The following is a 21518-nucleotide window of genomic DNA, read 5'->3' as shown; positions in this document are numbered from 1 at the left end:
ACGCACAAAGCGGTACTTTTATCGCCACAAAGTCGACTTTATGGGAAAATTTGTTCATCCTAGCTGACACAGGGTGCCTGACTACCCAGATAACAAGAAATCTGAAGGAAATTTCACTATGACACTACTTAAATCGCCGCTGGCCATTGCCATCGGTGCCGCCATGATTGGCCTGAGCACGCCTAGCGTAGCAGCCACCACAGATAAAGCAGACGCTGCCAGCACTAAAGAGTGGAGCGTGCTGAACCCGCCGGGTGACAAGCAAACCATTACCATAGACACCAATGAAACCACCTGGAGTAACCTGGATGTCAGTCCGGATGGACAATCCATTATCTTCGATATGCTGGGCGACATTTACGTGATGCCCATTAGCGGTGGTAAAGCAACGGCTATCACCAGCGACAGAGCCTGGAACTTCCAGCCTAAGTTCTCTCCGGACGGCACTAAAATTGCGTTCATTTCAGACCGTGAAGGCGCTGAAAACCTGTGGGTGATGGACATTGACGGCAGCAACATGCGCCAGGTGTCTGATGAGTCTCACAACCTGCTGCATAACCCGGCCTGGTCGCCGAATGGCCAGTACATCGCGGTAAAACAAGGTCAGGTAACCGGTCGTACTATTCCAGGTGGTTCAATCCGTATGTACCATATTTCAGGTGGTAAAGGCGTGGTTGTACGCGATCGTTTGCACGGTGCAAAATCGCAGAAGAATATTGCCGAGCCTGCCTTTTCTACCGATGGTAAGAAGCTCTATTACTCAGTGGATGCCACCCCTGGCGTACGCTGGGAATACAACAAAAATGCACTGGATTCGGTATTTGAGATCCGCTCCTGGGATCTGGCCACAGGTGAAGAAGAAACCGTGATCCGTGGCTCAGGCGGTGCAATTCGCCCAACGCCAAGCCCGGACGGTAAATCACTGGCATTCGTAAAGCGCATTGAAAATGGCAAGGTCATGCAAAGTGCCTTGTACATCAAAGATCTGAAGTCAGGTATCGAAACCGAGATCTTTGCCGGTCTGGACCGGGATCTGCAAGAAGCCAATGGTGCACAGGGTAACACCCCGGCATTCGCTTACACGCCGGATGGCAAAGCATTGGTTTTCTGGGCCGGTGGCGTCTTCCACAAAGTGGATATTGCCAGCAAGCAGGCGAAGGTGATCCCAACCCGCGTAGTAGCTGAAAAAGAAATTACCCCGGCACTGAAGTTTGCTGTTGATGTGGCACCGGATACCTTCAAGGTCAAACTGGCGCGTTGGTCACAGCTCTCTCCGGATGGTAAAACCGCCCTGTTCCAGGCGCTGGGCCATTTGTACACCAAAGACATTGCCTCAGGTAAAGTACGCCGTGTAACAACACAAAACGACCACTTTGAGTTTTACCCAAGTTTCTCGCGCGATGGTAAGTACATCGTATACACCAGCTGGGACGATCAGGACTTAGGCGCCGTGCGCGTTGTCTCGGCCAGTGGCGGTAAAGGTCGAGTGATCACTCAGGATCCGGGTCATTACATCAACCCGAGCTTCTCACCAGATGGTAAGCACGTGCTGTATCGCAAAGTGACCGGTGGCTACCTGCTCAGCGGTGACTGGTCAATGGAACCAGGCATCTACCTGACCAGTGCCAAAGGTGGCGAAGCCAAGCGCATCATCAAACGAGGCGACAACCCGCACTTTGGGGCGGAAAAAGACCGTATCTATTTCAGCGCGATGAGCGATGAGACACACCGCGAACTGAAATCCGTTGACCTCAATGGTGAAAAAGAGCGTTCACACTTTAAAGGCGACTACATTTTTGATTACCGCGTCTCGCCAGATGGTAACTACGTAGCCTTCATCGAGAACTTCAATACCTTTGTTGCCCCGTTCGCCAGCACAGGTAAAACCCTGTCTATCAATAAAGGGTCTAAATCTTTCCCGGTGCAGCAAGTCTCTAAATATTCAGGTGACTTCCTGAACTGGAAAGCAGACAGCAGTGCGTTAACCTGGGCCTTTGGTCCGACTTTATATCAGCGTAAGCTGACCGACACCTTTGCATTTTTACAAGGTGCCGCAGCCGAAGCCGCACCATTAACTGCCGAAGGGATCGACCTGAGCTTTGAGAAAAAAGCCGACAAACCAGAGGGCATTCTGGCCCTGGTTGGCGGTAAAGTCGTGACCATGCGCAATGCGGATGAGCAGCAAGAGATCATCGAAGATGGTGTCGTGTTAATTGAGGAAAACCGCATTATCGCAGTGGGCACCCGCAGCGAAGTCGAGATCCCAAGCAAAGCCAAGGTAATGGACATCACAGGTAAAACCGTGATCCCAGGTCTGGTCGATGCCCACGCGCACGGCAGCTATGGCAGCTACAACCTGCAACCTGAGCAAAACTGGAATCAGCTGTCGAATGTGAGCTTTGGTGTGACCACCATTCACGATCCGTCGAATGACTCCAACGAAGTGTTCTCTATGGCGGAATTACAACGTGCCGGCCTGACCGTCGCACCGCGTATTTACTCCGTAGGCCGGATCCTCTATGCCGGTAATGCACCTGGCTACAAAACGCCGATCAGCAACCTGGAAGATGCGCAATTCCACGTTAAGCGTCTGAAAGACGCTGGTGCGATCACAGTTAAGAGCTACAACCACCCCCGTCGTGATACCCGCCAGCAAGTGCTGGAAGCGGCAAAACAGATGGAGATCATGGTGGTACCGGAAGGCGGCTCTAAGTTCCAGCAGAACATGAACATGATCATCGACGGTCACACGGGTCTTGAGCACGCCCTGCCAATCCCGAATATTTACTCAGACATAACGCAAATGTGGAGCCAGACCAAAGCCGGCTTTACCCCAACCTTTAACGTGGCTTATGGCGGTATTAAAGGGGAAGACTACTTCTACGACACCACCGACGTGTGGAAGAATGAGCGCCTGGCAAGCTTTGTTCCGGACTACATTCTGAACCCACGCTCTGTACGTCGTGAAAAAGCACCTGAGCACCACTACAACCATATCAATGCGGCGAAATCTGCCAAGCAGCTACGCGACAAAGGCGTTACTGTGCACATTGGTGCACACGGCCAGCGTGAAGGCCTGGGCGCCCACTGGGAGTTGTGGTCAATGGCACAAGGTGGCTTTACGCCTTGGGAAGCGCTGCGCAGCGGCACCATCGACGGTGCCAAATACCTGGCCATGGATCACGATATTGGCACCATTGAAAAAGGTAAACTTGCTGACTTAGTGATCATCGACGGTGATGTGCTCAGCGATATCCGCGAATCAGAAAAAGTTGCCTACACCGTTCTGAATGGCCGCATCTATGATGCCGCAACGATGAACGAAACCGGCAACTACAATGTGAAGCGCCAGCCGCTGTTCTTCGAAAATGGTAGCAAAACGCCGATGCATCCGGCGACCGAAGCTTATATGGAAGAAAAAGCACATAAATATCACTGGAAACACTAATATCCGGTCATTTCATTCATAAAGCAGCCGAAAGGCTGCTTTTTTTTCGTCAAATGCCCCTTCTGTGCATTTATTCTCTGGCAACAAAGCCTTACACACCTGACCCTGTCCCGATCCACGTTCTGGATAATATCGCGAACTGTTCTAAACTGTGTCACTGAATAGGATACTCTGTCGTCAGGCACATGCTATGATGGCGGCGCAGCGAGGCCACTTGTGCAGATGCGACCAGTCCAGCCTCACGGGTATATCAGCTAACACAAGGAGCAGGGAGCATGTCTGATCTCAGCCACTTCTTTAAGTCACTTAACCTGACACAAAAATTGATCTCGGCCTTTTTACTGGTTGCCCTGATCCCGACCGCCATCATTATCGCCATGACCCTGATGCAATCATCCGACGCCATGACCCGTCAGGTGTATGCCCAACTGGGCGCGGTGGGCGAAATTAAAGAAAGCGCCATAGAGCGCCATTTCAGCGGCGTGCAGGACGAGCTGGTTTCACTGGCGGTGAACCCCTATGTAAAACAAGCCGCCACAGAGTTTATTCAGGCCTATGGCGAAGTCGATGATACCGTTGCCGTTCCCGCCAGCCTGCAAGGCTTTTATCGCGACCAGTTTGCACCCCGCTTTAAATCACTGAATGAGCAGGCCGCACCACCAGCGATATTGTTATCGGAATTGTCCCCTCAGGGGATCACACTACAAACCCGCTACCTGGCCGACAACCCCCACCCGCTGGGCGAAAAGCTCAACCTGATTAACAGTGGAGCTGGCGACGCCTATGATCGGGTCCACCAGCAGCACCATGCCTTCTTCAGTAAAATTGCTGAAGTCTATGAGTTTTACGATATTTTTATCGTGGATAATCTGAGTGGCAATATCATTTACTCAGTGTACAAAGAGAGCGACTTTGCCACCTCTTTGCTCTATGGCCCCTACGCACAAAGCAACATTGCCGAGGCCTTCAAGGCCGGGCGGAAGTTAACCCGCGAAGGGGAAATCGCCTTTGTGGATTACCAGCAATACTTGCCTTCTTATAACGCTCCGGCCAGTTTTGTTGCTGCGCCACTGCTCATCGATGGTCAGGCACCAGCCACCCTCATTGTTCAACTTTCGATAGACGCCCTGAATGCCATTATGACAGAGCGTCAGGGATTGGGAGAAAGCGGTGAGACTTACCTGGTTGGCCCGGAAGGCCTGATGCGTTCAGACTCTTATCTGGACCCGGTTCACCACTCAGTGACGGCCTCGTTTCGCCACCCGGACAAAGGCACAGTGAACACGGAAGCCTTCCAGCAGGCCATGCAGGGGCAGCAAGGGCAAAAAGTAGTACTCGACTACAACGGTAACCCGGTGCTGTCAGCTTATACTTCGGTGGACATTTTCAACGTGCGCTGGGCATTACTGGCAGAAATTGACGAAGCCGAGGCCTTTGCCCCAATCAATACCTTACGCACTCAGTTGCTGATCGTGCTGGGTGCCTGTGTACTAATGATAGTACTGGCCGCTTGCTGGTTTGCTCGTACCCTGACCCGTCCGGTGCACGCGCTGGTGAACACCATTCGTAAAGTGGAGCAAGAAGGCGACTTCGCATTGCGCACTGAGATCAATACTCTGGACGAAATTGGTCGCTGCGGCCAGGCGTTTAACTCCTTGCTGGACGCCCTTCAGCTGTCTATTTCAGAGACCAATCGGGTGATGGACCGCATGGCGGCCGGGCGCTTTGATGACAGGATCAGCGTGCCATGTAAGGGCGAACTGGATAGCCTCAAACGCGCCACCAATGATTGCGCCCAGAGCCTGCAAAGTGCACTGAGTGACATAGGCCAGGTGATCCATGCCATGTCACAGGGCCAGTTTGATAAACAGCTGGAATCCGAGATGTGTGGCGATCTGGCCACCCTGAAATCCCATATCAACAGCTCAATGCACTCTATCAATACCACCATGACGGAAATTGTCAGCGTGATGTCGGATATGGAGCAAGGCCATTTTCAGGGACAAGTGCAGGTTGAAGCGCAGGGCAGCCTGCAACAGCTCAAAGTGAGCGTGAACAATTCAGTAAGCAGCGTTGCCGGGGCCATTGATGGACTGGCAGCCATGATGAGTGCATTGCGCCAGGGCGACTTTAGCCAGCGCCTGGAATTACCATTGCGCGGCCAGCTGGAAGAACTCAAAGAAGACACCAACTCCAGCGTGGAGAATCTCGCCGCCATTATTGAAGACATCGGCCACACCATGGCAGCGGTCAGTGAGGGCGATTTTAAACAGGCCGTCTCGACGCCCGCGCAGGGCCAGCTGGGGGAATTAAAAGAACACATTAATGTGTCGGTACGCAGTGTCGATGAAGCCATCAGCGAAATTTCCTCAGTGATGATGGCCATCAGCCATGGCCGCTTCGATAGAACCATTAATTCGCCCATGCTGGGCCAGCTGGACACCCTCAAAGCCGATATCAATCATTCAGTGAATAACCTCAGCCGCGTGATTGAAGAGCTGGCCAGCGTGATGTCAGCCATGAGTCAAGGGGATTTTACCATTCAAATAGAATCCGACCTGCAGGGTCAGCTGTTACAGCTCAAACAAGATGTGAATACGTCGACCACCACAGTTTCCGACGCCATCAATGAAGTTACCCGGGTGCTGGGGGCGCTGGCCAAAGGACAGCTCAATGAGCAGATCAATGGCCATTATGAGGGCGTTTTTGAAACCCTGCAGCGCGATGTGAATGCCACCATCGCCAAACTGACCGAAGTGATTGAAGGGATCCAGTATGCGGCAGGCCAGGTTACGCAAAGTGCCGGTGAAATTGCCGCCAGCAACACCGAGATCAGCCAGCGTACCGAAGAGCAGGCTGCTAACCTGGAAGAAGCCAGTGCCAGCACAGGTCACATGCTGGAAGAGCTGACGCAGGTGGCCAAACAATCCGGCACCGCCGTAGAGCTGGCCAGCAATGCCGAGACCATCGCCAAAGAAGGTGGCTCGCTGTCGCAGGACACGGTCGCCGCCATAGGTGAAGTTAATCGGGCCAGCAAAGACATCAACGAAATAGTGTCAGTGATTGATGCATTGGCGTTCCAGACCAATTTGCTAGCTTTGAACGCCGCCGTCGAGGCCGCCCGGGCCGGCGAAAATGGTCGTGGCTTTGCGGTGGTTGCCAACGAAGTGCGCGAGCTCGCCGGTCGCAGTGCCGCCTCAGCCAAGCAAATTAAAGAGATCATTGCCAACAGCAACGAGAAGGTAGAACAAGGCACCCAGCTGGCAAATGATTCGGGAGATAAGCTCAATCAGATAGTCGAAGCCGTTGCCGATGTCAGTCAGAACATAGTGAAAATCAATATGTCGACGACCACACAGCAACAGTCGATCAAAGAAGTGGATATCGTGGTACAGCGTCTCACCGACTTAATTCAGGAAAACTCGGCCATCACCGAAGAAACCATGGCTGCGGCGAGGCAAATGGCGGAGCAAGCCAATGCCATGCGTGAACTGCTGGGTTATTTTGAAATTGCGTCACATCCGCAAAGCGCCACAGCACAGCCTGAGCAGGAGCTGCTGATCCACAGCTATAACGCTTCTTAGGCCCGCATCAGGGTGAGTGTTACGACAGCGCGCCGAGGTACTCAGCGCGCTGTACACAGGCTTATTGCAGGGTAAATGGATCAGCATCCAGATGGGCAGGAAAGCCCTGCTTAAAGCTCTCCAGCGGCGCTTTTTCCAGGCTCACCACCAGCACATCAGCTTGATTATCCGGAGTGCTCGAAAGTAAGGCGCCGGTATAATCATAGGCCGCCGTGCCACCATTGTGCGCCGTGCCATAACCGTCATCCCCAACCCGGTTACAGCCCAGTACATAACACTGATTTTCAATCGCCCTGGCCTGCAATAGCGTATCCCAAATGCGACGGCGTGCAGCAGGCCAGTTGGCGACATTGATCATGAGGTCATAGTCATTGCGGTTACGCTGGAATACTGGAAAACGCAGGTCGTAACACACCTGAGGTAAGATCCGAAAGCCATTCACCTCAAACACCACCCGCTCCTGCCCGGCAATCACATGCTCCCCCTCTTTACCCAGACAAAACAAATGGCGTTTATCGTAATGGCGCACTGTGCCATCCGGCCAGCACCAGTAGAAACGATTGGCTTTTTTCTCACCCTGTGCGACCAAGACACTGCCTGCCACAACCGCCTGCCAGCGCTGTGCCTGACGCTGTAAAAAAGCCAGCGCCTCACCGTGATGTGGCGATTCTGCACAAGGCTCCGCCAGCGCAAAACCGGTTGAAAAAGTTTCCGGTAGAACAATCAAATCACAGCCGTTAAGCTGCGCCTGCTCGGCACTCAACTGCGCATCCAGCTGAGCAAAATTGTGCTCAGGTGCCAGCCACTCAATGGCCTGCTGCACCAAAGCGACGGTTAAAGTTGACATAATCGCTTCGCGGCCTCCAGTAAGGTGTTATCTTCTTTGGCAAAACACAAACGGATCACTTTATCTGAGCTACCGTCTGCATAAAACACACTGAGCGGAATAGCGGCAACACCGATGGCTTCGACCAGGTAATCACAAAAGCCGACATCATCCAGTGACGAAATAGCGCTGTAATCCAGCAACAGGAAGTAGCTGCCCTCGCTGGGGAGAATAGTGAAGCGGCTGCTTTGCAGTGCCTCAATCAGCAGATCGCGCTTGTGCTGATAGAAATCAGCCAGTGCATCCACGTGCTCCGGCTCTTCATTGAGCATATCAGCCAGCGCCAGCTGCGCCGGTGTAAAGCAAGAGAAAGTCACATACTGATGAATTTTACGAAACTCACTGGTGAGTGCCTCAGGCGCAATACAATACCCCAGCTTCCAGCCGGTACAATGGAAGGTTTTACCAAAGCTGGCCACCACCATAGCGCGCGCTGCCAGCGTAGGGTCACGCAATGCACTTAAATGTGGCTGCGCATCAAAGGTGATATGTTCATACACTTCATCACTGATCACATACAGGTCGTGCTCGGCCACCAGTGCTTTTAGCGCCGCCATATCAGCAGCCTTTAATGTCTTGGCACTGGGGTTGTGGGGTGTATTGATAATAATCCCACGCGTTTTTGTCGTCACAGCGGCTGCAACCTGCTGCCAGTCAATCCGGTAATCGGGGGAGCGCAGCGCGATATGTACACTGCGACCACCGGCCAATTCAATGGCGGGCGCATATGAGTCATACGCCGGGTCGAACACGATGACTTCATCCCCCGGGCGCACCAGCGTCTGAATGGCTACAAACAGAGCCTCCGTGGCCCCGGCGGTCACAGTCACCTGAGCCGCAGCATCAACCTGAGCACCATATTTACGCTCTGCCAGCAACGCTATCTGCTGCTGTAAAGCCGGCATTCCCGGTGAAGGTGCATACTGATTCATGCCTGCCTGGACATGCTGGGTCAGGCGCAGTTTTAGACGCTCCGGGGCGTCAAACTCAGGAAAACCCTGAGACAAATTCAGTGCGCCATGCTGGTTGGCCAGCGCGGTCATCTTAGAAAAAATACTGGTGCCTACATGAGGTAATTTGCTTTCCACGACCTTTTCCTCGTTTATATGTGGTGTCACGGCTCAGGCGATACTATCAGTACCTAAAATAAAAATGGAGCCGGTTAAAGTTATCCACGATGTTATTCGTGAGAGGTAAGCGTATGCAATCAGCACAAGCGAAACATGCCCTGATAAACGCCGGACACTGACTCAGAGCACAAAGCTAAGTACCGGCAACCAAAGGCAACTTTGTCATTAGAGCAGAGCATAGCTTTGTTGTCACGGCCAGCGTTCAAGGCAGCTGAGCCTGACCCGCATTTTTCATGACCCGCATTCGAATAACAACACACAAAACCTTATAGCTGCTGCGTTTACACAAGTCGATATCCACTTTGAATCATGACAGGCTGCTCAGCGGAATAGCCTGTAAGCCTTTCAAGACGGAGTTCATGACACTGCCAGCCACGCACACTCAATGACCAGACTAGGCCAAACCAAGACCAAAGGATGTATAGACTTCCAAACGTTTAAGGGTTTAGAATTCCACTTTAATTTATTCTGAGTGGATGATCCGGATGAGTGCTTATCAGGCGTTTGATAACGACAGAGCCATTGAATACATCAATAATCAGGGGGACCTGTTCCCACCGGATGCAAACCTGAGCTGCAATAAATTTAGCAATGACAAACTGTATCTGGTTTTTCGCATCACGGATCAGCATCAGCGCAGTGTGATCCTCAAGCAGGCCCGGCCAGATGCCCATGACACAGGAGCAAGCTGGCCTCAGGCGCTGGAGCGAGCGCGTATTGAAGCAAGCACCTTACGTCGCCATGGCAAGGTGTGCCCGGCCCAAACAGTGAGAATGCTGCACCATGATAGTGAGCAGGCCATTATCATACTGGAAGACCTCGGTCATCTGCACGTCTTGCGCACAGAACTCAATGCCGGACGCACTTTTGCCAACCTGGGCCGGGATGCCGCTCGCTATCTGGCCACTACCAGTTTTTATCACAGCGACTTTTACCTCACACCTGAGGGCAAAAAAGCACTGTTCCTGTCTTTTAACAACCCACAAATGCGTTCCATCGCCGAAACGGTATTTTTTGATGACCCATATCAGGACTCAGCGCGTAATCACTACCCGGATGCACTACACAATGAAATCAACAAGCTGCGCCAAAACACGGCACTAAAACTGGCTGTCGCCCGACTCAGGCAAAGTTTTCAGTCGTCATCGCAGACGCTGGTGCATGGTAATGTCCACAGTGGCAGCCTGTTTGTTGATGACACAACGACCAAGTTTACCGACCCGAAATTGGCTTTTTTTGGCCCCATCGGCTTAGATCTGGGCTGTTTCATCGGCAATCTGCTGCTTAACTTCTGTTCCCAGCACGGCCGCATCAAGGCAGCATCAAGACGCCGTGATATGCATACCTACTTATTGCGCACCATAGATATCTGTTTGAGTGAGTTTGAACAGCAATGGTTCGAGTTATGCGCACAGCATGGCACAGGCAACACACCAAAGACCGCAGATCATGTTGAACACTTTGTCCGTGCAGCTTTGCAAGATGCCGTTGGCTACTGTGGCAGTGAAATGATCCGCCGTATCACAGGGCAGGCCCAGGTAAGCGATCTGGATAAGATTGAAGATGCGCAGGCACGACTGCACGCTCAGCGACTGGCGCTGGAAGTCGGGCAGCAGTTGATCCTGCACGCCCGTAGCTGTCAAAGCAAAAGCGCCTGCTACCAGCTGATCATCAGCGTATTACTGTGATCGGCTGTTAACCGGCCTGAGTGGCGCGTTGCGCCGACGCTATATACTTATCGATCTGCGTTTCCAGCACACTTAACGGCACAGAACCATGGCGCAGGATCTGGTGATGGAACTCACGAATATCAAAGTCAGTCCCCAGCGCCGCTTCGGCCTTGGCGCGCAAGCGTTTAATCGTCAGCTCACCCACTTTGTAAGACAGTGCCTGACCCGGCCAGGAAATATAACGGTCTGTTTCTGTCTTCACATTGTGCAGTGATAAAGCCGTATTATCGCGCATAAAGTTCATCGCCCGCTCGCGGCTCCAGCCATACATGTGCATACCGGTATCCACAACCAGGCGCGCAGCACGCCACATTTCATAGGTCAGACGACCAAAATTGCTGTAAGGGTCCTGATAAAAACCCGCTTCCAGGCCCAGATACTCAGCGTACAGTCCCCAGCCCTCACCAAATGCCGAGATATAAGACTCACGACGATAATCTGGCAGATAGTCTAATTCCTGATTCAGTGAGATTTGCAAATGGTGACCAGGGACTGCTTCGTGCAGAGTCAGGGCCTCAAGCACATACAGGGGACGCTTATTTAAGGCATAGGTATTAACCCAGTAATAACCCGCATCTGTGTCTTTGCTTGCGCCCACATACCGCCCTGTGGTGTATTTAGGTGCAATCGCATCGGGTACTGGCGCAACACCATAAGGGCGGCGCGGCAGAGTATGAAACAGCTTAGGCAGCTGCGCATCCATTTTCTTCGCAATATAAGCGGCTTCTTTCAATAACTCTTGTGCACTGCTGGCATAAAATTGCGGATCGGTTCTCAAAAATTGTACAAACTCAGCAAAGCTGCCGTCAAATTCAGTCTGCTTAATGATCTCCATCATCTCGCCCTTGATCCTGGCAACCTCTTTCAGTCCCAGCTCATGGATCTCTTTCGGAGTCATTTCGGTGGTGGTGAAGTGCGCCGTACGGTTGCGGTAAAACTCAACGCCATTAGGAGTGCTGGAAATACCAATGTCATCACGGGCACCGGGGCGATACTGCTCGACGAAAAACGTCAGATAGTCGCGATACGCTGGGATCACCTGCTCTGCCAGTACCGCTTTTGCCCGTGCCTGGATCGCTGCAAACTCAGACGCAGGCAAATTATGCTGATTCTTTGCAAAAGGCCTGAAAAACTGCGACTGCGTCACATCATCAACAATAAATGCCGTTATCGACTCTTCATAGCCAGCCAGCACTGCCTTTGGCTGGGTTAGCCCAATGGCCAGGCCTTCACGCATCCAGGCCATATTTTGCGCAAAATAACGCGGTACCTGAGCGAGTTTTTGCAGATACAGGTCATATCCCTCAGGCGTGCTCAGGTCCACATCACCGAACAGCCAGGGCAGGCTGCTGTGAAAACCGCTTTCCGACTTAAGCGGCATATAATGGGCTTTGAAACGGTAGCGGTCGACCTGATCCTGGACTTGGGCGCGCAAAATAGTCAGGTTAATTCGATTTTCTTCACTCAATTTTGCTTTATCCAGCGCGTCTAAACGTTGTAAAAACGCCACGCGTTCTGCGTTTTTCTCGGCCAGATTTTCTGCACTCAGGTCCGGTAAATGGGCTTGCATGCGCGTCTCATTGTCGCCGCGAAAGGTCATCACCTGCTGAACCACAGTGGTGAATTGCTGATCGGCACTGACTTGAGTCAGTTCACATCCTGCCAGACCCAGTGCCAGCGTCACTGCGCACAAAGAGCGGGATAAAGTCGTTTTAAGTGAGGTGCTCACGAGTGTGTTCCTTTAACAATCTTGTGAAATTTACGCAACACCTAATCATGCCGATGAAGGGCTTGCAACTTAATACGACCAGTGGTCGATTGATACCAGTGGTGCCGCTGTATCACATCAGCCAGGGCACAGCGAAAAAGTGCCTATTTATTCAGCAATGGCGTAGAAAAAGCCATAAATTTGTCTCATTGCGCTGATTTTTGCTTTGCAAAACCCAGGAGAGCGATTAATGTAGCCGCAGCGAAACCGGCAGCGTGGTAAGTGCCATATCGGGCGCGCTAAGAGATGTACAACAGCAACTGATTATTGTGGTAAATAAAATGATGTTCCATGATCCCATGGCAATAGCACAAGAAAAAATGACTAAAGTTTGTCAGTTTCTGGAACAGAATCAGCTGCCGCCTACCCCACTGAATTATCACATTGGCTATGTCTATATCAGTCAGACCCACCGCGAGCTGAATGAGCGCCTGGACCGTGACCTGCGCAATCGCGTCAGTATCGACAGCATCTATATCGAGCAGCTGTATTACGAGTTTCTGCAAAAAGAACATCAGACCGAAGCGGCACTGGTTCAGCAAGTCGGCGGCATGATAGATCATCTCAATGACTCGGCGCAGCAATCCCAGCAGAGCCTGATCGGCTTTGCCAGACAGGTAAGTCACTGTATTCATAATCTGGATGAGCACAATGTGATCAAAACCCGGGCGGCTCTGAGCGACCTGAGTGTCCATACTGATCAATTGCTTAAGCAGCACCAGCAGTTTAAAAACGCCCTGCGCAAGGCCCGTGAGCTACATGAAAAGCAGCAAAAGCAACTACTTTTGCTTCGCAAGCAACGCATTTTAGACCCGCAAACCGGACTTTATAAGCGCCATTATCTGGGCCACAAAACCCAGCTATGGCTGACTCAGGACAAGTCCATCTGCGCCATTTCGGTGTTGGTCGAAAATCTCGATGCCTTTAGCCAGGACTTTGGCGAGGTGGTCGGTGAAACCGTACTGCAACGGGTGGCAAAAAGAATTAAAAAATACGTACTACACAGCGGCTTGCCAGGGCGCACGGGCAGACAGGAGTTCACCATTATACTGGCCGACTGTGAAGCCGACACGGCTCAGGTCGTGGCAGAAAAGATCCGCACCGGCGTAAGCCGCCTGAAATTTGTCAGTGCCAAGGGCGATGTCTCTTTTCCTGACATCGACCTGGCCATTGGCATTGCCCAGCATCAACCTGAGCATGATTTTAATACCCTGGCTCAGCGCGCCGCGTTCGCCGCTAAAAAAGCCCAGTCACTGGGTCAGAACTTTTATATTTCTGCACCGAATTAAGGTTACCACTGAGCACCGCTATACTGCGGTTCGCTCTATCATGGCCTGTTGATTAATCTGCTTAAATTGCTGACACCGATTGCGCTCACTGAGTGCTATCAAGTACACTATTGACACCCAGATCCGGCACAAACAACACACATGAAAGAAGCAAATCGCGACACCACTCATTTTGGCTATAAAACAGTAGCAACTCAGGAAAAGGCCTCCATGGTGGCCGACGTTTTCCACTCCGTGGCTGCAAAATATGATGTGATGAATGACCTGATGTCATTCGGGATCCATCGCCTTTGGAAGCGTCAGACCATTGCCTGCTCAGGTGTCCGACAGGGCCATAAAGTCCTGGATCTGGCCGGTGGCACGGGTGACCTGACCGCGAAGTTCAGTGAACTCGTGGGTGAATCAGGCCAGGTTATTCTGGGCGATATCAACGACTCTATGCTGCGGGTTGGCCGCGACAAACTGCGCGATCTGGGCCGAGTTGGCAATATCGAATATGTGCAGATGAATGCCGAAGCCCTGCCCTTCCCGGACAACAGCCTGGATGTGATCACCATTGCTTTTGGCCTGCGTAACGTCACCGACAAAGACAAAGCGCTGCGCTCTATGTACCGAGTACTGAAGCCCGGTGGCCGTTTGTTGGTACTGGAATTTTCAAAAACCGACAACGAAGCACTGTCTAAACTCTACGACTTTTACTCGTTCAACATTTTGCCAACCATGGGCAAGCTGGTTGCCAACGACAGTGAATCTTATCGTTACCTGGCGGAGTCAATCCGTATGCACCCGGATCAGGAAACGCTGAAGTCAATGATGGAAGAAGCCGGATTTGAACAGGCAAGCTACCAGAATCTGACCGGCGGCATCGTGGCACTGCACCGGGGCTTTAAATTCTAATTACAAAGACAAGGGAAACCGTATGTGGATCACGCTGCTCACAGCCGTTGCTGAAAGTGCACTGGAACAGCTGCTGAACAAAGAACCGGCTCTGGCTGTTCAGCTGGCTGCCACACAGCATAAAACGCTGGCGGTCACCCTGACCGATCTTGAGCTGTGCTGCGCACTGCATTATGTCGGCGAACAGCAGGGCAAAGCACGCTGTTTCGTTTACGGAAATTACCAGGATCAGGCCGACTGCCACATTACCACGACCTTATCGACGCTTCAGGAACTCTCCGACCCCAGTCAGCTTACGCGCCTGATCCGGGAAGAAAAACTGGACCTGGAAGGGGATTTACAGCTGGCCCAAAGTTACAGTAAAGCCTTTGCAGGCCTGAATATCGACTGGGCCGAGCACCTGTCCAATCATCTTGGCGATGCCCCTGCTCAACTGTTGGTCGCACAATGCGAACGGGCCAAACAACGCGGTGCCAGCCACCTCGGCATACTCAAGCGCACGGTCACGCAACTGTGTCAGGACGAACTGAACGTCGCCGTTCATCCACTGGAAGTTCGCCAGTTCAAAACTCATACGCGACAGCTGGCACAACAACTTGCCGCCCTGGAACAACGCATCAACGCACTCAGCGAATTATAAGGAGCTGGATTTGTCCATCGCTCGTCTGTATCAAATCGGTAAAACGTTTCTTAATTATGGCCTGGATGATCTGCTCCCCAGGCAAAAACAACCCTGGTATGCCCGGGCGATAAGACGCAGCCTGTTCTGGCTACCCAACCAGCATCGCGACAAACCCGTGGGTGCGCGGCTCAGACTGGCCCTGCAAACCTTAGGGCCGGTGTGGATCAAGTTTGGCCAGATGTTATCCACACGACGCGACCTGCTGCCGCCGGATATTGCCGAAGAACTCGCCCTGCTGCAGGATAAAGTGGCACCGTTTCCCGGCGAGCAGGCACAGGCGCTGATAGAAAAAGCACTGGGGCTGGACAGCATCGACGACTGTTTTGTCGAATTTGAGCAAACCCCACTGGCTTCAGCCTCCATCGCTCAGGTGCACTGCGCCAAGCTGCTGGTCGACGATCAACTTAGAGAAGTGGTCGTTAAAGTCATTCGACCCAATATCGAGAAACAGATCCTGGCAGACTTGTCTTTGATGGAACGCTTTGCCCGTCTGCTGGCAGGCCTCATCAGCGCCGGACGTCGTCTGCGCCCGGTTGAAGTGGTGCGGGAATACCGTAAAACGCTGCTCGATGAGCTCGATTTAATGCGCGAAGCGGCCAATGCCATCCAGCTGAGACGCAATTTTGAAGGCTCGGCCTCTTTGTATATTCCAGAAGTATACAGCGATTATTCAAGACGCAATGTGCTGGTTATGGAGCGCATTTACGGCATTCCGGTGTCGGATACCGAAGCGCTGCTGGCGCAGGGCACCAACATGAAAGTGCTGGCTGAGCGCGGTGTTGAAGTGTTCTTTACCCAGGTATTTCGTGACAGCTTTTTTCATGCCGACATGCATCCGGGCAATATTTTTGTGTCGCGCGAAAACCCCCACAACCCCCAGTATATTGGTATTGACTGCGGCATTGTGGGCACGTTGAACCGCGAAGACAAACGCTATCTGGCAGAAAACTTCATCGCCTTTTTCAACCGGGATTATCGCCAGGTTGCTCAGCTACACGTTGACTCTGGTTGGGTGCCGGCGGACACCTGTGTCGAGGAGTTCGAATTTGCCATTCGCACGGTGTGCGAGCCTATCTTTAATAAGCCGCTGGCCGAGATTTCGTTCGGTCACGTACTGGTCAATCTGTTCAATACCGCACGGCGCTTTAACATGGAAGTGCAACCCCAGCTGGTGCTGTTACAGAAAACCCTGTTGTATGTTGAAGGCCTGGGCAGACAGCTTTATCCGCAACTGGATCTGTGGAAAACCGCAAAACCCTTTTTAGAAAAATGGGTGCAGGATCAAGTCGGGCCACTGGCAGTGGCAAAAAAGCTCTATACCAATTTGCCATTTTGGGCCGAAAAAATGCCCGAGCTGCCCGATCTAATTTATCAGAATTTAAAACGCAGCCAGCGCCAGGGGCCCCCCGTTACGCAGCAACGCCCCACAGACACACGTGCATTACTGCTTGGCATCGCCGCCGCAGCGCTTACTATCGTGGCCGGTTTATGCTTTATTGACGAACGCCAACTGGCCAGCAGCGTCTGCGCAACACTGGCAATTGCAATATTTATTAAAGCATGGCGCAAAACAGGGTGATATTTTACACACTCGGCGTATAATCTTTCTTAATTCAATAACACATTAAATGGAGTAGACATGGGTTTTGGTGGTATCAGTATTTGGCAGTTGCTTATCATTCTGGCCATTATCGTGCTTTTATTCGGGACGAAAAAACTGCGTGGTATTGGCAGTGACTTGGGCAATGCGGTAAAGGGCTTTAAGAACGCAGTTTCTGAAGACGAAGAAGAAAAAAAGTCGGATAAAACGGATAGCAAAGAACAGCTGACTGATCAGGCTGCACAAGCTAAAACAACCAGCGAAAAAGAAAAAGACAAGGTGTGATCTGACATGGGGATGTGGGAACTCGTCGTAGTGCTGATCGTTGGCCTGGTGGTACTTGGGCCAGAGCGCCTGCCGGTTGCAATCAGAACGGTCAGCCGTTGGATCAACACGGTCAAATCGGTTGCGAACTCCGTCAAAGCGGAAGTGAGCGAAGAACTGAGAGTCCACGAGTTGCATAGCAACCTGAAAAAAGCCGAAGAGCAGGGCCTGGATAATATTTCTCCGGGCCTCAAGCAGTCGGTTGAAGAGTTGCAACGCGCGGCAGAGTCTGTGCGCCACAGCTATAGCAAGTCTCCAGATGCGTCGAAAAACGATAAAGATCCATCCTCTCAAAACTAACCGTTTACGAGTTTTTGCATGTCAGATATGACAAACAGTGGCTTTATTGGCCACCTTATTGAGCTGAGAAACCGCCTGATCAAGGCACTGCTGAGTATCTTAGTCATCTTCGTTTCTTTGGTCTATTTTGCCAATGATATCTACGCGTTTGTAGCTGCACCTCTGGTTGAGAGCTTACCTGCAAACAGCACTATGATAGCCACGGATGTCACGGCCCCGTTTTTTGCCCCTTTTAAACTGACCCTCTTTGTGTCGCTGTTTCTGGCAGTGCCCATGATCCTGCATCAGATCTGGGGATTCCTGGCGCCCGGCTTGTATCAGCACGAAAAACGTATGCTGATGCCCATCCTGCTGTCCAGTATCCTGCTGTTTTACGGCGGGATCGCCTTTTGTTATTTTGTCGTGATGCCCATCATACTCGGCTTTTTTACCGCCGTAGGCCCCGATATGATGACCCTTTCACCAGACATCAGTAGTTATTTGGGATTCATTTTAAAGCTGTTTTTTGCCTTTGGCGTCGCGTTTGAAATTCCGGTCGCCATTATGTTGCTGTGCTGGAGTGGCGTCACAACCACCGAGAGCCTGGCACAAAAGCGCCCCTATATCGTCGTGGGGGTATTTGTAGTCGCTATGTTTTTAACCCCGCCAGATGTGTTATCGCAAACACTGCTGGCGGTCCCCATGGCACTGTTGTTTGAACTTGGCCTGTTACTGGCCAAACTGTATTCACGTACACCGACCCCTCAGGATAACAATAATGAATAACTTACTTAAGACCCTAGTGGTCGCCCTGGGCACACTTACTGCTGTGCACAGTCACGCAGCCCCATTGAATGAGCAAGCGCTCAAAGCATGCACTATGGTCGAGAATGACTTAAAACGACTGGGGTGCTTTGATCAAGTAATGGCAGGCCAGGCGCCTCAAGCAAGCAGCCTTAAAAGTAAGCCTGCTGATGCACCGGCTCAGGCTGTTGCAGCCAACACTCAAAACGACTTTGGTCTGGAACATATTCCCAAGATTGCAGAAAACAATAACGAACTTGAAGGACGTATTACCAAAGTAAGCAAATCGCCACTTGGGAAAATCACCGTGACGTTAGACAACGGCCAAGTCTGGAAACAAACCGGTGCAGAGTCGCTTAGATTGCGTTCTGGAGATGAAGTCGTCATCAGCCGCGCCGCTTTGAGCTCCTTTCTGATGAGGAAAGTGGGCAGCAATCGCGCGACTCGCGTTAAGCGACAAAAATAAATGGCAGGCCTTATTGATGCTGGCGTTAACCTGACCAGCACCCAGTTCGATACCGACCGCGACGCCATCCTAAGCCGTGCCGCTGACCAGGGCGTTGAGTCTATGTTGCTGATTGGCTGCGATTTGCTAACCAGCGAGCAAAGCCTGGCACTGGCAAGGCAGCATCGACAATACGCCACCGCGGGCGTGCACCCTCATGATGCCAAAGATGTATCCGAGGATTTTATTGCGCAAATGCGCCATCTGGCCGCGCAGGACGAAGTGGTTGCCATTGGCGAGTGCGGGCTCGATTTTAATCGCGACTACTCGCCCCGTCCAATACAGCAACTGATCTGTGGCGTTCAGCTGGAACTGGCTCAGGAACTGGATATGCCAGTCTATCTGCATGAACGCGAAGCCTTTGATACGCTCAGCGCTATGCTGGATGAGTTTTCGCTGCGAGGCGTTTTACATTGCTTTACCGGGAATAAGCGCGCTTTACGCTACTATCTGGATTATGGCCTGATGATTGGCCTGACTGGCTGGCTCTGCGACGAGCGCCGGGGTGAAACCTTACGGGAGCTGGTACGCTATATTCCCGAAGATCGGATCCTGCTGGAAACCGATGCGCCTTTTTTACTGCCCAGAACACTTAAGCCCAAACCTAAATCTCGTCGCAATGAACCCGCTTATCTGCCAGAGATCGCGCGTCATGTTGCCGAACTTAAGAATATCCCTCTGGCACAGCTGGCCCGGCAAACCACCGAGAACTTTAATGCCCTATTCTTAGGCTCGGAGAAAACCGGCTAATGCTGTGGCGCACGGTGCTGCTCCTGCTGTGCTTATCTGGTGTCGCTCAGGCACTGGAGGTATCCGCTGAGTTTAAGCAGCACCAGTCGCTGACTTATCAGTATACCTTCAGCGAGGCCGACACTATCCAGGCGTTACTGGCCAGCGATCCGCAGTGGCAATCAGGTCAGCGCCAGGCGTTAACCCCCCCCGCGAATACCCAGGCCTGGCTCCGCGTATCCTTGCATAACCCGGGTCCCATTGAAGTGCCGCTGCTACTCAGCATAGACAACAACTTACTGGATAAGATCACCGCCTACATTCGCCATGATGACGCGTCTTTTTTAACTCTGGCACTTGGCGATGCCCTGCCGCTGCTGCAACGCCCCATCAAGCATGAGGCGCAACTGATTCCGCTGGAATTACCCGCTCACAGTGACAGCCAGGTCTATTTGCAAGTCAGCCACCATGGTACGCTGAACGCTCCGCTGAGCCTCTGGCACCCAATTGAATATCTCAAATATAAAAGTAAATTTAATCTGGTCTACGGTATTCTGGCCGGGTTTATTCTGGCCATGATCGCCATTAACTTTACCCTCTACAGCTTTACCCGCCGACGTTACTTTTTGCATGGCACGCTCATAATTGGCCTCTTCTGGCTGCTTATTGTGCATTTATATGGCTTTGGTTATCGTTATCTGTATGGCTCCAGTGTGTGGTTACAGCAATATGGACAAAGCCTGCTGGTGATGTGCTCCACGCTGGCCCTGATCCCCATTCAGCGCAGTAAAGCATTGCCCAATCTGGTTGCGGCAAAACATAACCGTAAGCTCAGCCAATTATTGATAGTGGGCCTGACTCTGACCTTGCTCAGTGTGCTGCTGCCAGTCACGCTGGCAACCTTTGCCGCCTACAGCATGGCATTAACCCTGGTACTGGGTTACATCATCTGCACCCTGCGCAGCCGCTATCGCCGCACAACCAAAGCTACCGCCTTGCTGATCTATGTCATCATGCTAGTAACGCTGAGCTACCAACTTGGTTTTGAGCTGGGTGTGTTTGGCGGCGCACAACTGGACCGCCCGGTGACTTATGTCTGCTATCTGATCCTGAGCCTCTACATCAGCTTTGTGCTAACCCGCCAGTTTATCCTGGAACGCGAAAAGCACATTAAAACACAACAGCATAAACTCGCTCGTACGCAGGCAGAGGATGCCTTGCTAAAAGAAAAACTCAAGCTCCAGGAGCAGGCCCAACAGGAGCTGGAAAACAGCATTGACGAGCGCACCTTTGAACTACAGGTCACTCTCAGGGAACTCGAAGAGAAAAACCATGAGCTGGAGAAGCTCAACATGGAAGACCCAATGACCAAAGTAAAGAATCGTCGTTATTTTGATAAGCGCCTGATGATGGAAGTACGTCGCTCACGCAGGGAGCAAACCACGCTGAGCCTGATCATGCTGGACATCGACTTTTTCAAAAAGGTCAACGATAACTACGGTCACCTGGCTGGCGACCACACCATTTGTGCCTTTGCGCGACTGATAGAGCAGCACCTGAAGCGACCGCTCGACGAGGTATTTCGTTATGGTGGTGAAGAGTTTGTGATCCTGCTGCCCAATACCTCAGAGGATGGCGCGCTGGAGCTGGCCGAGCAGATCCGCCAGGACACTGAAGCGCACGAACTGAAAGTAGCCGGTCATCAGATAAAATTTACCACCAGTGCGGGGGTGTACAGCGCCATCGCACAAGATACGAGTAACCCCACATTATTCACCGATATGGCTGACAAGGGCTTGTACATGGCCAAACAACAAGGCCGTAATCGGATCTGTATTTACCAACCTAAGCAGGAGACTTAAC

The 21518-nt window shown here is 52.0% G+C and carries 16 protein-coding genes; 13 read left to right on the top strand and 3 right to left on the bottom strand.

The window, feature by feature from the left end; all coding sequences use genetic code 11:
• The first annotated feature begins 118 nt into the window (after positions 1–118).
• On the top strand, positions 119–3448 hold the full coding sequence (locus TW77_RS15225) for an amidohydrolase family protein (protein WP_046005839.1): 3330 nt from the start codon (positions 119–121) through the stop codon (positions 3446–3448).
• A gap of 275 nt (positions 3449–3723) precedes the next feature.
• Positions 3724–7032, top strand: a complete 3309-nt coding sequence (locus tag TW77_RS15220; protein WP_046005838.1) for a methyl-accepting chemotaxis protein — start codon at positions 3724–3726, stop codon at positions 7030–7032.
• Between the two features lie 61 nt (positions 7033–7093).
• Here the strand turns inward: TW77_RS15220 and TW77_RS15215 are convergent, their stop codons facing one another.
• Both TW77_RS15215 and TW77_RS15210 read right to left on the bottom strand, forming a co-directional pair.
• A complete protein-coding gene (locus TW77_RS15215; protein ID WP_046005837.1) occupies positions 7094–7879 on the bottom strand; it encodes an amidohydrolase in 786 nt (261 codons plus the stop codon).
• Positions 7867–8961 carry a methionine aminotransferase gene (locus tag TW77_RS15210; protein ID WP_046005851.1) on the bottom strand — a complete coding sequence of 365 codons (1095 nt, stop codon included), beginning with the start codon at positions 8959–8961 and terminating at the stop codon, positions 7867–7869. Before TW77_RS15210 ends, TW77_RS15215 begins: the two co-directional genes overlap by 13 nt.
• Before the next feature lie 572 nt (positions 8962–9533).
• Here TW77_RS15210 and mtnK point away from each other — a divergent pair.
• Positions 9534–10736, top strand: a complete 1203-nt coding sequence (gene mtnK / locus TW77_RS15205) for an S-methyl-5-thioribose kinase (RefSeq protein WP_046005836.1) — start codon at positions 9534–9536, stop codon at positions 10734–10736.
• A 7-nt stretch (positions 10737–10743) separates the two neighbouring features.
• On the opposite strand, the gene TW77_RS15200 is transcribed toward mtnK, so the two are convergent.
• Positions 10744–12507, bottom strand: coding sequence for a DUF885 domain-containing protein (locus tag TW77_RS15200; RefSeq protein WP_046005835.1), 1764 nt, complete (start codon positions 12505–12507; stop codon positions 10744–10746).
• A 320-nt stretch (positions 12508–12827) separates the two neighbouring features.
• Between TW77_RS15200 and TW77_RS15195 the strand changes: the two genes are divergently transcribed.
• The 10 genes from TW77_RS15195 to TW77_RS15150 all read left to right on the top strand — a co-directional run bounded on the left by TW77_RS15195 (position 12828) and on the right by TW77_RS15150 (position 21517).
• Positions 12828–13835, top strand: coding sequence for a GGDEF domain-containing protein (locus tag TW77_RS15195; protein ID WP_046005850.1), 1008 nt, complete (start codon positions 12828–12830; stop codon positions 13833–13835).
• 141 nt (positions 13836–13976) lie between these two features.
• On the top strand, positions 13977–14732 hold the full coding sequence (gene ubiE / locus TW77_RS15190; RefSeq protein ID WP_046005834.1) for a bifunctional demethylmenaquinone methyltransferase/2-methoxy-6-polyprenyl-1,4-benzoquinol methylase UbiE: 756 nt from the start codon (positions 13977–13979) through the stop codon (positions 14730–14732).
• Between the two features lie 22 nt (positions 14733–14754).
• Positions 14755–15372, top strand: a complete 618-nt coding sequence (locus tag TW77_RS15185; RefSeq protein WP_046005833.1) for a ubiquinone biosynthesis accessory factor UbiJ — start codon at positions 14755–14757, stop codon at positions 15370–15372.
• Positions 15373–15382: 10 nt separating this feature from the next.
• Positions 15383–16993, top strand: coding sequence for a ubiquinone biosynthesis regulatory protein kinase UbiB (gene ubiB / locus TW77_RS15180; RefSeq protein ID WP_046005832.1), 1611 nt, complete (start codon positions 15383–15385; stop codon positions 16991–16993).
• 60 nt (positions 16994–17053) lie between these two features.
• Positions 17054–17299 (top strand): Sec-independent protein translocase subunit TatA, encoded by a 246-nt coding sequence (tatA, locus tag TW77_RS15175; RefSeq protein ID WP_046005831.1) that lies wholly within the window; start codon positions 17054–17056, stop codon positions 17297–17299.
• Positions 17300–17311: 12 nt separating this feature from the next.
• Positions 17312–17638 carry a Sec-independent protein translocase protein TatB gene (gene tatB / locus TW77_RS15170; RefSeq protein WP_235414376.1) on the top strand — a complete coding sequence of 109 codons (327 nt, stop codon included), beginning with the start codon at positions 17312–17314 and terminating at the stop codon, positions 17636–17638.
• A gap of 18 nt (positions 17639–17656) precedes the next feature.
• On the top strand, positions 17657–18403 hold the full coding sequence (tatC, locus tag TW77_RS15165) for a twin-arginine translocase subunit TatC (RefSeq protein ID WP_046005829.1): 747 nt from the start codon (positions 17657–17659) through the stop codon (positions 18401–18403).
• Positions 18396–18887, top strand: a complete 492-nt coding sequence (locus tag TW77_RS15160) for a hypothetical protein (RefSeq protein ID WP_046005828.1) — start codon at positions 18396–18398, stop codon at positions 18885–18887. Before tatC ends, TW77_RS15160 begins: the two co-directional genes overlap by 8 nt.
• The gene (locus TW77_RS15155; protein WP_046005827.1) at positions 18888–19676 is read left to right on the top strand and encodes a TatD family hydrolase; all 789 of its coding nucleotides are present in this window, start codon (positions 18888–18890) and stop codon (positions 19674–19676) included.
• A complete protein-coding gene (locus tag TW77_RS15150; protein ID WP_046005826.1) occupies positions 19676–21517 on the top strand; it encodes a sensor domain-containing diguanylate cyclase in 1842 nt (613 codons plus the stop codon). The genes TW77_RS15155 and TW77_RS15150 overlap by 1 nt, the downstream gene beginning before the upstream one ends.
• The last annotated feature ends 1 nt before the right edge of the window (position 21518 follow it).

The organism is Pseudoalteromonas rubra (genome assembly GCF_000967655.1).
GTDB lineage: Bacteria > Pseudomonadota > Gammaproteobacteria > Enterobacterales > Alteromonadaceae > Pseudoalteromonas > Pseudoalteromonas rubra_A.
The sequence above is the reverse complement of the archived record's forward strand: the minus strand, read 5'-3'. Positions and strand labels throughout refer to the sequence as shown.

Coding starts and splice junctions, on each gene's coding strand:
- TW77_RS15225 (WP_046005839.1), top strand. CDS start 119: ATGACACTACTTAAATCGCCGCTGGCCATTGCCATCGGTGCCGCCATG.
- TW77_RS15220 (WP_046005838.1), top strand. CDS start 3,724: ATGTCTGATCTCAGCCACTTCTTTAAGTCACTTAACCTGACACAAAAA.
- TW77_RS15215 (WP_046005837.1), bottom strand. CDS start 7,879: ATGTCAACTTTAACCGTCGCTTTGGTGCAGCAGGCCATTGAGTGGCTG.
- TW77_RS15210 (WP_046005851.1), bottom strand. CDS start 8,961: ATGACCGCGCTGGCCAACCAGCATGGCGCACTGAATTTGTCTCAGGGT.
- mtnK (WP_046005836.1), top strand. CDS start 9,534: ATGAGTGCTTATCAGGCGTTTGATAACGACAGAGCCATTGAATACATC.
- TW77_RS15195 (WP_046005850.1), top strand. CDS start 12,828: ATGATGTTCCATGATCCCATGGCAATAGCACAAGAAAAAATGACTAAA.
- ubiE (WP_046005834.1), top strand. CDS start 13,977: ATGAAAGAAGCAAATCGCGACACCACTCATTTTGGCTATAAAACAGTA.
- TW77_RS15185 (WP_046005833.1), top strand. CDS start 14,755: ATGTGGATCACGCTGCTCACAGCCGTTGCTGAAAGTGCACTGGAACAG.
- tatA (WP_046005831.1), top strand. CDS start 17,054: ATGGGTTTTGGTGGTATCAGTATTTGGCAGTTGCTTATCATTCTGGCC.
- tatB (WP_235414376.1), top strand. CDS start 17,312: ATGTGGGAACTCGTCGTAGTGCTGATCGTTGGCCTGGTGGTACTTGGG.
- tatC (WP_046005829.1), top strand. CDS start 17,657: ATGTCAGATATGACAAACAGTGGCTTTATTGGCCACCTTATTGAGCTG.
- TW77_RS15160 (WP_046005828.1), top strand. CDS start 18,396: ATGAATAACTTACTTAAGACCCTAGTGGTCGCCCTGGGCACACTTACT.
- TW77_RS15155 (WP_046005827.1), top strand. CDS start 18,888: ATGGCAGGCCTTATTGATGCTGGCGTTAACCTGACCAGCACCCAGTTC.
- TW77_RS15150 (WP_046005826.1), top strand. CDS start 19,676: ATGCTGTGGCGCACGGTGCTGCTCCTGCTGTGCTTATCTGGTGTCGCT.